Source organism: Cohnella rhizosphaerae (assembly GCF_029525575.1).
Classification (GTDB): domain Bacteria; phylum Bacillota; class Bacilli; order Paenibacillales; family Paenibacillaceae; genus Cohnella; species Cohnella rhizosphaerae.
Map to the genome: position 1 here is coordinate 1,870,898 of NZ_JAPDIA010000008.1, position 13,318 is coordinate 1,884,215.

The window sequence follows — 13,318 nt, forward strand, 5'->3', positions numbered from 1 at the left end:
AAGTGGAGTTGAGAATGAAGGATGCCAGTTAACGCTAACGATCCGCGAGCAAAGCGTACACACGATTTATTAATCCGTTCCTTTCAGGAACTTCTCGAAGAAACGAACGATGTGTACGCAATCTCTGTGCAGGATATCACGAAGCGGGCGTCTGTAAATCGCGCCACCTTCTACGATCATTTCGATGACAAATACGCTTTCCTTGAGCAATGGATGAGATTCAAGTTTAAGCAGACGCTCGAGTCGGAATTAAAGGACGCTTCAATTTTGGATATGAATGGTCTACACACCCTCATTCTGGCCGTGTACCGATTTCTCGATCGGTTTCGCAGAAATTTCGCGCCTGCAAATGGCCGATTCGAGCCCCTATTTGAAGCGGCGATGCAGAAGGAGCTGTTCAATCTTCTCATACAGTGGCTAAGCGAAGTGTCGGACTCGGAAGTCGCAGGCGAAGTGTTGAACGCTACGGCCATCTGCGTAAGCTGGAGTATATTCGGGTCAGCCCTGCAGTGGTCTCGTCAACCTGAGAATCGCAGCATGGAGTCAAGCGCAAGAAACGTAATGATCGTTATAGCGGCAAGCTTAGCGCCCGTTGTCGAGTAGGTTGTCGCTTTCGCTTTATCAATAAACATGCCTCCTGCGTTTTTCAGTATTCATCCAGTGAGGCATCCATGTCTGCTCTTTATCATCGATGCGTCTGCCCGGCGGTACAATGGCATCGATCGCGTCCAGCACATCCGCGCCCAGTCTGGTCTGCGCGCCAGCCATATAGGACTTTAACTGTTCAAATGTACGCGGTCCCCAGAGCGTAGAGGTGACAGCAGGATGAGCTTGGGTAAATGCGATAGCCATATCCGCCAGCGAAATGCCCGATTCATGGGCCAACTGCTGCAGCTGATCGATCACTTCAAATTTGTGTTTGTTGTCGGCCGATTGCGGGTCCAACGTATCGGCATACCCTTTTTAGTACTGCAGCGCGCGAGTCGCTTCGCGCAGCCTGGCCAGCCTTGTATTTCCCCGTAAGTAAACCACCGGATAAGGGGCTATATACAAATAGAGAAAGATCATAGCGTTGCGCAACTTCAGCAAGTTCAAATTCCATTTTTCGATTAATGATGGAATAGGGTGTCTGCTCGCTGGCAATTCGTTGAATGCCATAACGGTCGCTAATGTTTTGCGCTTGAACGATTTGCCATCCCAGATGATTCGAAGTGCCGATGTGTTGAATCTTCCCCTCTTTCACTAAATCGTTTAAAGTCCATAATATTTCCTCATAGGCAACAAATTCGAAAGGCAGATGAAGCTGATATAGATCGATATAATCGGTTTGCAATCGCGATAGGCTTTGTTCGACGGCCGTTCGTATCCATCGACGCGAAGCGCCGCTTTGATTGACTTTGTCGGCAGTCTCGGCACCGAATTTTGTAGCCAAAACAACAATCTGCCGCTTGTTCTTAATCGCTTTGCCGATCGTTCGTTCCGATTCCCCTTTTCCATAAATATTGGAGGTATCGATCAGATTGATCCCGAATTCTAGCGCTTCATCAATTATCCTTATGCTTTCTTCTTCGCTTGCTCTTGATCCGAAGCTCGCTCCCCCCTAATGAAAACGCACTGACTTTTACTCCCGTCCTTCCAAGATAGCGATATTCCACGTTCTCCCCTCCAACTCTTTAATATACAGAAAATGAACACGTGTTGATCACATCCAACGAGCTCATTATAATGAAGCAGGAGAGGCTATTCAATAAACAATAAAAGAGAAGTGTCGATTAACACTTCTCGCTTGGCAGGGGGAAAACCGTTGACTGAAGCTCATCCCGACATTAGGGTCATTCGTAGTGTAGCGCTAATGGAACAAGCATTATTGCGTATTCTAAAAGAAGAAGGCATAAAAGGATTGACCGTTAAGCATCTTTGCAAAATAGCAGGCATTAATCGGGGCACATTTTATTTGCATTACAGAGATATTTTTCATTTGATTGAGGAAACGGCTTTTTTTTCAAGGGTTGCTGAGCGTTTTCGAACCTTTCGACTATGAGGACCTGATGAATCATCCGGATCAAGCCTATCCTCCACTCATCAAAGCATTTCAATATTTACATTTGCATGCCGCTCTGTTCAAGACGCTGATTTGTTCGGGAGCCCCAGCAGAATTGAGGGACAGGCTTCAGTATTTGACAGGCACGCGCATGTATGAAAATTTTAAAAAAAAGTGCGAACGGTAAAGACGAATCGTCTGATTATGCGGTTTCTTATCTGGGAAACGCGCAGTTTGGCGTGATTCAGCATTGGTTTATGACGGATCGCGCACTTCCGCCTGAAGTTGTAGCAAGGCTATTAAGCAGATTTATCCGTAAGTCGTCTTATCTGGTTGAGTGATAAAAAAAGATCCGGGAGCGGATCCCTATTCCTTTCCCGGAATTTCCACCCATTCGAATGGCCGCTGCGCGGCCAGCCCGCCGTAAATCGAACAACCGGATTTTCGCTTTCTCCGACAACAGTAGGTCGTACTTGATAAGCAATTGCACCGCCGCCATCGGCGCAAAGTGACACTTGCGAAAATTCGTCGTGACGATAATACGGTTAGCAAGTTCGACCGCCTCGGCACGCCCAGTCGCGAAATAGATCGTGCCGCTGTTCTTCCACTCCGTACAGCTTGCTATTTATGAGCCTTTCCCTCCCGGGCTTGCAATGTCTTGCCTTCCAGAAGGTATCTCGGCCACCTATTCCAGGAAATGATCAATTTTTCATATCCATGGATCTTAAAATTTGAAAGTGGCTTCCTTCTGCAATTCGTTATATGGCTTGTACAGAGGATCATCGCGCAAGACCCCGCTGTTATTGCAGGTCTGATGACCGCCTACAGTTGACTAGTCAACATGTCGGGTGTTATTATCTTGTTGACTAGTCAACATCAATGATTGAGGAGTGATCCCCCATATCACAAGGCCAAGAAAACACGCATTTCATCATGCTCAACAGTAAAATTTTCCGGAATACGCAACTTATTTTGGACAAGCTTATCGAAAAATATGAACTAAGCAGCGGTTCCTTCTCCTATTTGATTATTTTAGAAAAAAATGAAGGTATTAATCAAAACAAACTGAGCGAAGAAGTCGGCAATGATAAAGCGATGTCGGCAAGAACGATAAAAAAAACTCGTTGATCTAGGTTATCTATATAAGAAACAACATGAAAGCAATACCAGAGCTTACAGGATATATCTTACCGAAAAGGCGAAGGATATATTGCCTGAGATTCACGAGAAGATCCAAGAAATGCTTCGTCTATTTACCCAAGAATTAACAGAGGAAGAAAAAACGATTACGATGAGATCCTTGAAAAAAAATTTTTGACAGCAGTCAACGGCTAAAAAACAATTGAAAGGGAGCAAATTCAATGAACGATAAAATGAATGGTCTTAGCTACGATCAACTGGGTTTAGGCTGCGGCGGAATGATCCATGATGATCATCGAAATGAGTATATAGCAACGATTCATGAAGCGCTCGATGCAGGAATCCAGCATTTAAATACAGGCGACTTTTACGGTGTTGGTAAAAATGAGACGATTATTGGGGAAGCGCTTAAAGGTCAGAAGAGAGACAAGGCGTACCTGTCGGTCAAATTCGGCATGCTTGCTGCACCGAATGGTTCTATGTACGGGTTGGATGTCAGACCCCTTACGATTAAAAACTATATCGCCTACACGCTAAAAAGGTTAAATGTGGATTACATCGATCTGTACCAACCAGCCCGAATCGATCTTGGCATCCCCGTAGAAGAAACAATTGGAGCAATCGCCGACCTGGTTAAAGCCGGATACGTCAGGCATATCGGACTAACGCAGGTTGATGCCGAGACGATTACGAGAGCTCATTCCGTTCATCCCCTCCATTTTATTGAAATGGAATATTCCTTATTTAATCGAAGCATTGAAAAAGAAATTGTACCCTTGGCCAGAAAACTTGGGATTGGAATTGTTGCTTTTGGCGCTCTTGCACATGGGCTGCTAAGCGGGAACTGGTCAAAAAGCAAATCAAGCCCCTATACTTCCAGGCTCCCTCTTTTTTGCGGATGAAAATATAGACAATAACTTAAGTCTGGTAGAGGCGCTGCGCAAAATTGCAGTGGAGAAACAGATCTCAATTCCGCAACTTGTCCTCGCATGGCTCTCATCCAAAGGGGATGACCTGATTACGCTGGTAGGTGCTTCAAGACGGACAACGCTACTGGACTCGATGAAGTCTGTTAACATTCAATTAAATGCCGAAGAGATAAACAGAGTCGAGCAAGCAATCCCTGAATCCAAAATCTCAGGCGGAAGTTTTCCAAAGATTTATTTCAGGAATGGCGTAAGAATTTAGATAGGGGCTGAAAAAGTAAAAGGAACCCGGCAAGCACGACTCACTGCTACCTTCGGACGCTGCCTTTCGATAGACATCATTGTTATTGACAAATGGCAGTCGCTTGCCGGGTACCCCCTTCCGGACTTTCTTCGTAAGGTACTTCCTTGTCCTATATTCGGTTCCCGCCGGATCCTACTTCCTCCTGATCGGAGGCCGCTTATTCCGTCTTTTCCGGTTTTCCGAGCGGAATCAGCATCCCGAGCGCTCCCGCCACCTTCAGCCGCTTGCCCTGAATCTCGGTTTCGAACACCCGAAAAAGTCCGTAATCGGTCATCGTCGTTCCTTCGTCGATCATACGCGCTCCGAAGAGCGAGATGCCCAGACCCATCAGAACGCTTTTATGCTCGGCTTTCCGGGACACCTGGTTCAGCGCCCAGCGCTTGTACTTGGCTTCCGAAGGCTTGGACGCCGCCATCCCCACGGCCAGCGCAAGTACGGCTACGACGACGATCAAAACTATGCGCCGCTTCCGATTCATAGCCTTCTCCACCTCCCGAGCATGCTGTACAAGACGGGAATAAATACGAGCGTCAGCAGCGTAGTGGTGGTCAAACCGCCGATGACGGAGATGGCCAGGCCTTTGGAAATTAGGCCGGATCCCGAATGGGACAGGGCAAGCGGAATAAGGGCGCAGACGGTGGCCAGCGCCGTCATGACGATCGGGCGCAGACGGACGCTGCAGGCTTCCATAACCGCTTCGCCAAGCGCGATCCCCGACCGGCGGTTGGCTTCGATCCGCTCCAGCAGCACCACGGCATTGGTGACCACGATGCCGATCAGCATGAGCATGCCGATCATCCCGCTCATCGACAGCGTCTCGCCGGTCAAATACAGGGCGCCTAGCGATCCGAACGGCACAAACAGCAGCGAAGACAGGATCACGATCGGCGTCAGGAAGCCGCCGAAAGTGAGGAACAGGACGACAAATACGAGCGCGACCGCCAGCGCCATTGCCGTTCCCAAGTCCCGGAATCCATCCTGCATCAGCTTCTGCCCGCCGCCGACCTCCCAACTCACGCCTGCCGGCAGCGACAATGCGGCCAAGTCTTTTTTCAGTGCCGCAGTCGCTTGGCCGACGCCTTCTCCATCGACCGTGGCCGCAAGCCTTACCGCCGTTTTGCCGTCCTGATGCTGAATGGAAGCGGGAACGGTCGCCGCGGTTGCGTCCGCGATGTCGCCGAGGGTCATCGGTCCGTCCGGCGTAGCGAGCTTCATGCCCAGCAGATCGTCCTTGCCGGAAATTATGCGATCATAATGGATCGTAGCCTCGTACACCCGGCCGTCTATATTCAAGCTGCCGGCCGACATCGGTTGGAGACGATCTTTGGCCTGCTGGTAGACGAGCGCCGGACTGATTCCTTTTTGCCGGGCCTCCTGGCTCAAGGTCAGCGTATATTCGTTCTGAAGCTGCGAGGCTGTCGAGGAGAGATTTTTCAAATTGGTGTTGGCGGCCATCAGCGTAAAGGCTTGTTGGGACGCTGTCAGCAAATCAGGCATATTGTCGCCGTAAAGCGTGACCTCTACGTTGTCGCCGGACGGGGGGCCGTCTTTTTTCTGTTCTTTTTACGGTGACTTTACCTGACGGATACTTGTCCTGCACGAGCTTGTTCAAACTTTGCTCCAAGTCGCCGCGAACGCCGGACCGTTCGTCAACATCCCGAAGCCCCACCGCCAGCTCGGCTGTGTTATTCCCTGACTTGCTCTGCTGCATCGCTTTCACAGCGTTCGACTGTCCGGCGAAAACTTGAACGTAACGGATTTCCTCCCGGCTTTTCAGCTGCGCCTCCGCCGCGCGGACCATCTCATCCGTCTGTTCCAGCATGGCCGTAGCTGGAAGTTCCAACCGGACCAGCAGTTCGTCCGACGGCTCGGAGGGCAGGAACGACTTCCCGATGACGCCCGCAAAACCCGCCGAGCCCGCGAGCAACGCGACCGCCAGCGTGAGCACGATCCATTTGCGGGCGATCGCGCCGCGAAGGAGCTTGATATAGCCTTGGGTAAGACGGCCGGACTCCCGGTGCTTGGGCAGCTTCGTAAAGAACAGCGCCGCAAGCGCCGGAATAAGTAAAAACGCAATGAGCAGCGACAGCAGGATGGATACGACGACTGCAACCGAAAAGGGCTGGAAAAACGCCCCGACCAAGCCGTCGACGAAAGCCAGCGGCAAAAAAGACGACGACCGTGGCCACGGTGGAAGCCGAAACCGCACCCGCCACTTCCTTAGCCGCGAACACTAGAATTTCCGTGCGGCTCTTGTCCGGTTCCTTGCGGAGCCAGCGGAAGATGTTCTCGATGACGACGATGCTGTCGTCGACGATGCGTCCGACCGCCACTGCCATGCCGCCCATGGTCATAATATTCAAGGAATAGCCCAGCCCGTTCAACGCCGCGATCGTGCCGAGGATCGACAGCGGAAGCGAAATGACGGCGATCACGGTCGCTCTCGCGTTGCGGAGAAATAACAAAATAACTAAAATCGTAAACAGCGCACCGAATGCTCCCTCGCGCAGCAGCGACTCGACGGACGCCTTGACGTCCGCCCCCCTGATCGACGATCGTGTTGGAGTCGAAAGCGGCTTCCCTTTGGAAGTCGTCCAGCTTTCGCTTGACTTGATCCACAACCTCCGCGGTATTGCTGTCCTGGGTTTTGTAAACCTCCAGCAAAATGGCAGGTTGTCCGTTATATCTCACGATATTGGCGGCTTGCTCTTGCTCGGTCAACTGCGCGATATCCTGCAGCTTCAAAGCGGATGCGGTCTTGGAAGGAATCGGCAGCGAGCGGATCGCTTCGAGATCCGCCGCATGACCTTCCAGGCTGACTACGGTCTGGCTCCCGTTCTCCGCGATCGAACCGAGCGGCAACAAATAGTTCGCTTGCGAAAGAGCGCCGCGGATATCGGACAACGTCAGCCCGTTTGCGGCGGCTTTGGCCTCGTCGACCCGAATGTCCAGCCGCTTATTGTGCACACCGCTAATGTCGACGGAGCTGACGCCCTCGATCCCGCCGAGCTCCGGCAGCAATTCATTTTCAATCTGTCGCTGCAGCTTAGCGGCGTCAGCGGAGGCAAGCGCCACCTGGTACACCGGACGAGAATCGGCGGAGATTCGCTTAAACGTCAACTTCGCGTCCTGGGGCAGGTTAAGCTTGGCTGCGGCGGTTTCCGCCTCCTGTTCTAACGCATCCATATTTGTGCCGAATTCGTAGGAAGCCTGGATGACCGCGCTGCCGGCCGACGTTTGGCTTGTCAGGGAGTCGTACGGGCGCAAACCGCCCACGACGTTTTCTAACGGGACGGTGACGTCACGCTCCGCTTCCTCCGCCGAGTGGTTCGGATATTGCACCTGCATGACAAACGAAGGCATTTCCACGTCCGGGTATTTCTCCTGCTTGATGGAGAAAGCCGACACGATGCCGTATACGACCAGCACCAGAGCCAGCAAAATAACAGTAGATCGATTGTTAAGGACAAAACGAAAAAAGCGGTTCATGTGAGCTTCTCTCCCTCCGGTTTGAAGCCCATCATAAACCGCTATTGTGTCCTGGTAATGTCCTTCTTCAACACAACCGTGAAAGCCGCGCCTTCGCCCAGCCGGCTATCCGCAGCAATGGAACCGCCGTGCAGCTCGACGATTTTGCGGACGATGGCCAGTCCCAGCCCGCTGCTTTTCTCTCCACGGTCCCTGGCTTTGTCTCCCATGTAAAACCGGTCGAAAATCCGGGGCAAATCGCCCGCTTCAATGCCCTGCCCGTTGTCGCGGAACACGATGCTCGCCTGTTCGTCCGTAACTTCCATCGTGACGTATATTTCTCCGCCGACAGATGTATATTTGACGCTATTCGAAAGCAAATTGTGCCACACTTGTTCCAAATGCTCCTCGTCCCCGACGATTCGCGCCGGCTTCAGTCCGGACAGATCGACTTCCAGACCTTTCGCAAGCCACTGGGGCTGCAGGGACAAAAACACCTTGCGAATCTGCTCGTCCAATTCGTATTCCCGAAGTCGAAGCGGGTTCTTCTCGCTCTCCAGCATCGACAGGCGGAGAAGCTTGCCGCTGAGCTGGGCCAACCGTTCGCTCTCGTCTTCAATGATCGTCAAGTAGCGCTTCGCCTGCGCCTCCGTCAGCCGATTGTCGCGGACAGCGACGGCGAAGCCTTTGATGGAGGTCAGCGGAGACTGGAATTCGTGCGATACGTTGGAGACGAACTCCTTGCGCATCCGTTCCAGCTGGCTCAGTTCCCCGCTCATCCGGTTAAAGCTGCGGGCCAGCTCACCCATTTCGTCCTGCCGCCTGTCCGGCACGCGCTCATCGAAATGTCCCGCCGCGATGCGTGAAGTCAGCGCCGTCAGCTTCTTGATCGGCTTGACCAGCCAGTGGATGGCGAGCACGAACAACAAGCTGCCGATCAGAAGCACAAGCAGCAGCGAAGTGAGCAGCGCGTTTCTAAGCCGCAGCAGCGCTCCTTTGTATTGCGGCTTCAAAAACAGGGCATACTGCTTGCCGTTCGATTCGAAGGGAAGACCGACGGAGCGATTCTCCAACAGTCCCCGTTTGGAAAAGTCGAAGCGGTGAATGCCTCCGTTGAGCACCTTTTGCACCTCTTCGGGACTGGCGAAGCTGCCCGGTTTGGCGTTGCCGAACGCTTTGACCGTCCCGTCGCTGCCGAACAGCGCCGCCTGGGAGCGAAAGGCGTATATTTGCGAAAGGTATTCGTCCATTCCGCCCTCACGGCCCGACTGGAACTGTCGGATCACCGCCTTGCCGGATTGAATCAGATTGTCCTCCAGCTCGCGAAAAATACGGTCTTCGTTAATCCGGTAAGTGATCGCGAACGAAACAGCCAGGCTGAACGTCACCGTCAGCACAAACGTAATGATGACCCGGACATACAGCGTCTTAAACATCGGCAGCTCCCGTCAGTCGATACCCCAGTCCGCGAATGGACACGATCTCGAAAGGAGGCGGATCGTTCTCGAACTTCTTGCGGAGCTTCTTGACGTGCGTATCGATCGTCCGGTCGCTGCCATCGAAATCCAGTCCCCAGATATCTCCGATCAACTGCTCGCGAGAGAAGACCTGTCCGGGGCTGCCGGCCAGCTTAAACAGCAATTGAAATTCCTTCATCGCCAAGCTGATCGGCTCCCCTCTCCAGGTCGCTCCCAACGTCCGCGCATCCAGCGTGACACCGCCGATCTGAACGATACCGGTCGCATTGACCTTGTACCTTCGCAATATCGCTTTGACCCGCAGGATCAGCTCCCGAACATCGAACGGTTTGACGACGTAATCGTCCGTGCCCATTTGAAAGCCCTTCACGCGGTCTTCGCTTTCTCCCTTGGCCGTCACCATCAAGATAGGCAAATCGTACCGCTCGCGGATTTCCCGGCACAACGCCCAGCCATCCTTGCCCGGCATCATAATGTCGATGATGGCGAGCTGAAAGGACTGCGTTTCCAGCAGCTTCGAGGCGTGTCTGCCGTCCTTCGCCTGGCAGATCCGATAGCCTTCCATGGACAAATAGAGCGCGATCAATTCCCGAATATGAATGTCGTCGTCGGCGACCAATATGGATATCATGCGGCTTCCCCCCTCTTCGCCCAGACGGTTTCTCGGACCGCCTGCGCCAAGCTCAGCCTCATTATAGCACGCGTCATACCGCGCGTCGGCACGCCAATTGGTTTGTCCGCCGATTCCGGGGACACAATCGCCTATTCCTGTCCGGGAATTTCCACCCATTCGAACGGCCGCTGCGCGGCCAGGCCGCCGTATTCAATGATGGCAATGACGTCGATCGTCTCCTTCGGATCGACCGCGGGCTTGCCCGATTCGAAGAAGGATACCAGGTTGCGGGTAAAGGCGGCGAAAAAAATCGGATTCCTGCTTGATGAACGCGCACTCTCCGCTCTCGTAGGTCAATCCTAACGCAAACGGACATCCCCGGCCGAGATGATGGATGTTCGCCTGCTTGCCGCCGCCGAAATCGATCACGAACGAGGCCGCCGCCGGCGTGCCCGTATACATCACTCGCTGCGGGCGGCATCCCATCAGATGGACGATCGGTTCGATCTGGTGAATCGAATAATTTTCGAATCGGCCCGGTCCCCAGCTTGAGATCGCCGCGATGCCGTCTTTGTCGACGGCGGCGTATTCCTCGGCGAAGCGCAGCGCGGAGGTCGAGTACATCGGCGTTCCATGCAGCCGGGCCAGCTCGAACAGCTTGACGGCCGTGACCCGATCCGGCGCGAACGTCTTGTCGATATAGGTGGGCTTGCCCGACTGCAACGGCAAGCGCGACAGCTCTTCGTGGAACTCGGGATGGTCCGGGGACAGCACGATCAGGCAATCGCTCGACCGGACGACCTCTTCGATGGAATCCAGCAGTTCGATCCCGCGACTGTCGCACCAGTCCCGATTGGTCACCCCGTCCTCTTTGTCCTTCATGGCGTAAGCATACTTCACCTGCATCTGTCCGCCGGACGCTTGCTCGATCCAGGCCGGATACTTGTCCGCATGAAATTCGTCCAAATAATAATCGATGAATCCGATCTTCTTCAATCGTTTCGCCTCCTAATCAACAGATTCGCTTCGGCGCCACCGGCGCTGCCGCCCCCCGCCCGCACGGTCAACCGGCACGGCGCGACGGCGAACGTCATGCTGCGATCCCAGATCGCCAGCTCTTCCTTGCCCAGCCGGAAGACGACCGTCTCTTCCGCCCCCGGCTCCAGCCACACCTTGCGGAACCCCTTGAGCTCCCACGTCCGGCGCGTGATCGGCGATCCGCCGGCCTGAATGTATAGCTGAACCGTCTCCGCGCCGGCCAAATCGCCGCTGTTCGATACCGTCAGCCGGACCTCCACGTTTCCGCCCGCTTCGATCTCCTCGGCCGCGACCGATTCGCGCGACAGCGAGATTGGGCCGTACTCGAACGTCGTGTAGCTGAGTCCGTATCCGAAAGGATATAAGGCGGCAGCCGGCATATCGACGTAAGGGCGCGAACGGCCCGGATTTTTCTGATTGTAATAGACCGGGAGCTGCGCCGAGGATCGCGGCAGCGAGACGGGCAGCTTGCCGCTCGGATTGACCTTGCCGAACACAATTTCGCCGATCGCGCGGCCGCCTTCCGGGCCCGGGTACCAGGCGCACAAGATCGCCGCGCAGTGATCCGCCAGGCCCGACAGCTCATGCGGGCGGCCCTGGATCACGACGGCGACGACCGGCGTCCCCGTCGCGGCGATCGCGCGCACCAGCTCCTCCTGGACGCCGCCCATCCGCAGATCGGCCAGGTCGACCCCTTCGCCGCAGTCCATCTCCGACGGCTGCCCTGCCGACACGATCGCCTCGCCGTTGCTGTCGAACGCTTCATCGAAGGATCGCGCGCTGCTGCCGCCGATCGCGACGACGGCGATATCGGCGCCGCGAGCGGCGGCGACCGCCGCAGCGATGCCTTCCCGCGATCCGTCGCGTATGCCGCAGCCCCGTTCATATACGATCTCGGTGCCCGCAGGCGCCGCCTTCGCGATGCCTTGAAGCACGGTTGTCCCGGTCCCGCCCCGCTGAACGCTCGTATAGTCCCCCAATTGATTGTACAAGGCATCCGCGTTCGGGCCGATCACCGCGATCCGTCTCGCCGAGCCGTCCAGGGGCAGGACGCCCTGTTGCCCCGCTTCCCCGTTGCGCAGCAGGACGATCGATTCCCTCGCCAGCTGCAAGTTCAGTTCGCGCGTCTCCTCCGCGCCGACGACGGCTGCAGGCAGCCCTTCGTCCACATACGGATTTTCGAACAGCCCCAGCCGGAATTTAAGCCGCAGCACGCGCCGAACGGCGCGGTCGATCAACGCTTCGTCCGCCTTGCTCTGCCGAACCGCCGCCTCCAGCTTCGTGAAGGCGGTATCCCACAGACTCAGATCGACCCCCGCCGACAGCGCGGTCGCGGCCGCCTCTTCATGATCTTCGCTTAAGGCGAGCAGCCGATCGATCGCGCAGCCGTCGGCCATGACGATGCCGTCGAAACCCCATTCTTCGCGCAGGATGCCGGTAAGCAGCTTCTCGTTCGCGTGGCAAGGGATGCCGTCGATCTCGTTATAGGCGGCCATAAAGCCGACCGCCCCTGCATCCGCACCGGCTTTGGCGGCCGGAAGATGGATCTCGCGCAGCTCCCGCTCGCCGATCGCCGCGGGCCCGGCATTATGCCCGCCCTGGCCGGCACCTTGCGCGCAAAGATGCTTCAAGACGGCAGCAGCCTTGTCCGGCGCGCTCAGCTCTTCCGGCCGCGCGCCCTGCAGTCCGCGCACGACGGCGGCCGTCAGCTGCGAAGCCAGGTAAGGGTCCTCGCCGTAGCATTCCTCGGATCGTCCCCACCGAGGATCCTGCAAAATATCCAGCGTAGAGACAAGCGCGAGATGAGCGCCGCGCGCCCGGATCTCTGCGGCGATTCTGGCATAGGCGCGTTCCGTCAATTGCGGGTTCCAAGCGGAGCCGATGTTCAGATTGACGGGCAGCAGCGTCCCGTCCAGCGCCTGATGGCCGTGCGGGCACTCCTCGGACAGCAGGACCGGAATGCCGAGCCTGGTATGTTCCTTGACATATCGCTGCAGTTCGTTGGCGACTCGGGCGCTATCCGCCGTCGGAATGCCGTTGTTATATGTAACCGCCGACCACGGATCGGCGCGAAACAGTCCGTACAGCGCTCCCATGCCGTCTCCGAAAGCCACTTGCCGCTTGAATGCCTCCGTCAGTTGAACGCTGGAGCCTTCGCGACGGTAGGCATCCCAGCCGTACATATGCTGATTGAGCTGGCCGACCTTCTCCTTGAGCGTCATGCGCGCCAGCAAGTCCTCGGTTCTCTCTTCGATCGAATACGACGGATCCTTGTAGATGTCCACCCGTGATTCCCCTTCCCTGCCTCCG

General features: G+C 55.2%; 15 protein-coding genes and 2 pseudogenes. 6 read left to right on the forward strand and 11 right to left on the reverse strand.

Annotated elements, in window-relative coordinates; genetic code table 11:
- Window positions 1-21: 21 nt before the first annotated feature.
- Window positions 22-603 (forward strand): TetR family transcriptional regulator, encoded by a 582-nt coding sequence (locus tag OMP40_RS32425; protein WP_277537449.1) that lies wholly within the window; start codon window positions 22-24, stop codon window positions 601-603.
- An 18-nt stretch (window positions 604-621) separates the two neighbouring features.
- Here OMP40_RS32425 and OMP40_RS32430 read toward each other — a convergent pair whose 3' ends face one another.
- Both OMP40_RS32430 and OMP40_RS32435 read right to left on the reverse strand, forming a co-directional pair.
- Window positions 622-945 carry an aldo/keto reductase gene (locus tag OMP40_RS32430; RefSeq protein ID WP_277537450.1) on the reverse strand — a complete coding sequence of 108 codons (324 nt, stop codon included), beginning with the start codon at window positions 943-945 and terminating at the stop codon, window positions 622-624.
- Entirely contained in the window at window positions 908-1,558 is a 651-nt protein-coding gene (locus OMP40_RS32435; protein ID WP_338131348.1) for an aldo/keto reductase, read from the reverse strand. The genes OMP40_RS32430 and OMP40_RS32435 overlap by 38 nt, the downstream gene beginning before the upstream one ends.
- A gap of 246 nt (window positions 1,559-1,804) precedes the next feature.
- Here OMP40_RS32435 and OMP40_RS32440 point away from each other — a divergent pair, with 246 nt between their 5' ends.
- The 5 genes from OMP40_RS32440 to OMP40_RS32460 all read left to right on the forward strand — a co-directional run bounded on the left by OMP40_RS32440 (window position 1,805) and on the right by OMP40_RS32460 (window position 4,369).
- Window positions 1,805-2,041 (forward strand): TetR family transcriptional regulator, encoded by a 237-nt coding sequence (locus tag OMP40_RS32440; protein WP_277537451.1) that lies wholly within the window; start codon window positions 1,805-1,807, stop codon window positions 2,039-2,041.
- Window positions 2,042-2,196: 155 nt separating this feature from the next.
- Complete coding sequence (locus tag OMP40_RS32445) at window positions 2,197-2,382, forward strand: TetR-like C-terminal domain-containing protein (protein ID WP_277537452.1); 186 nt, start codon at window positions 2,197-2,199, stop codon at window positions 2,380-2,382.
- Window positions 2,383-2,974: 592 nt separating this feature from the next.
- Window positions 2,975-3,169 (forward strand): hypothetical protein, encoded by a 195-nt coding sequence (locus OMP40_RS32450; protein WP_277537454.1) that lies wholly within the window; start codon window positions 2,975-2,977, stop codon window positions 3,167-3,169.
- A 233-nt stretch (window positions 3,170-3,402) separates the two neighbouring features.
- Window positions 3,403-4,083: an aldo/keto reductase gene (locus tag OMP40_RS32455; RefSeq protein WP_277537456.1), complete on the forward strand. Its 681-nt coding sequence runs from the start codon at window positions 3,403-3,405 to the stop codon at window positions 4,081-4,083.
- A 49-nt stretch (window positions 4,084-4,132) separates the two neighbouring features.
- Window positions 4,133-4,369, forward strand: coding sequence for an aldo/keto reductase (locus OMP40_RS32460; RefSeq protein WP_277537457.1), 237 nt, complete (start codon window positions 4,133-4,135; stop codon window positions 4,367-4,369).
- A gap of 199 nt (window positions 4,370-4,568) precedes the next feature.
- On the opposite strand, the gene OMP40_RS32465 is transcribed toward OMP40_RS32460, so the two are convergent.
- The 9 genes and pseudogenes from OMP40_RS32465 to OMP40_RS32505 all read right to left on the reverse strand — a co-directional run bounded on the left by OMP40_RS32465 (window position 4,569) and on the right by OMP40_RS32505 (window position 13,293).
- Window positions 4,569-4,889 (reverse strand): hypothetical protein, encoded by a 321-nt coding sequence (locus tag OMP40_RS32465; protein WP_277537459.1) that lies wholly within the window; start codon window positions 4,887-4,889, stop codon window positions 4,569-4,571.
- Window positions 4,886-5,899 carry an efflux RND transporter permease subunit gene (locus OMP40_RS32470; protein ID WP_277537461.1) on the reverse strand — a complete coding sequence of 338 codons (1,014 nt, stop codon included), beginning with the start codon at window positions 5,897-5,899 and terminating at the stop codon, window positions 4,886-4,888. The genes OMP40_RS32465 and OMP40_RS32470 overlap by 4 nt, the downstream gene beginning before the upstream one ends.
- Before the next feature lies 1 nt (window position 5,900).
- Entirely contained in the window at window positions 5,901-6,578 is a 678-nt protein-coding gene (locus tag OMP40_RS32475) for an efflux RND transporter permease subunit (RefSeq protein WP_277537462.1), read from the reverse strand.
- A 58-nt stretch (window positions 6,579-6,636) separates the two neighbouring features.
- A pseudogene (locus OMP40_RS32480) lies at window positions 6,637-7,032 on the reverse strand (efflux RND transporter permease subunit); the annotation flags it as partial.
- Window positions 7,001-7,900, reverse strand: a pseudogene (locus OMP40_RS32485) (efflux RND transporter permease subunit); the annotation flags it as partial. The pseudogenes OMP40_RS32480 and OMP40_RS32485, both read right to left, overlap by 32 nt.
- Window positions 7,901-7,941: 41 nt before the next feature.
- A complete protein-coding gene (locus tag OMP40_RS32490) occupies window positions 7,942-9,315 on the reverse strand; it encodes a sensor histidine kinase (RefSeq protein ID WP_277537463.1) in 1,374 nt (457 codons plus the stop codon).
- The gene (locus OMP40_RS32495; RefSeq protein ID WP_277537465.1) at window positions 9,308-9,988 is read right to left on the reverse strand and encodes a response regulator transcription factor; all 681 of its coding nucleotides are present in this window, start codon (window positions 9,986-9,988) and stop codon (window positions 9,308-9,310) included. The genes OMP40_RS32490 and OMP40_RS32495 overlap by 8 nt, the downstream gene beginning before the upstream one ends.
- Before the next feature lie 192 nt (window positions 9,989-10,180).
- Window positions 10,181-10,966, reverse strand: coding sequence for a Gfo/Idh/MocA family oxidoreductase (locus OMP40_RS32500; protein ID WP_277537466.1), 786 nt, complete (start codon window positions 10,964-10,966; stop codon window positions 10,181-10,183).
- Window positions 10,963-13,293 carry a glycoside hydrolase family 3 N-terminal domain-containing protein gene (locus tag OMP40_RS32505; RefSeq protein ID WP_277537468.1) on the reverse strand — a complete coding sequence of 777 codons (2,331 nt, stop codon included), beginning with the start codon at window positions 13,291-13,293 and terminating at the stop codon, window positions 10,963-10,965. Before OMP40_RS32505 ends, OMP40_RS32500 begins: the two co-directional genes overlap by 4 nt.
- Window positions 13,294-13,318 lie beyond the last annotated feature (25 nt).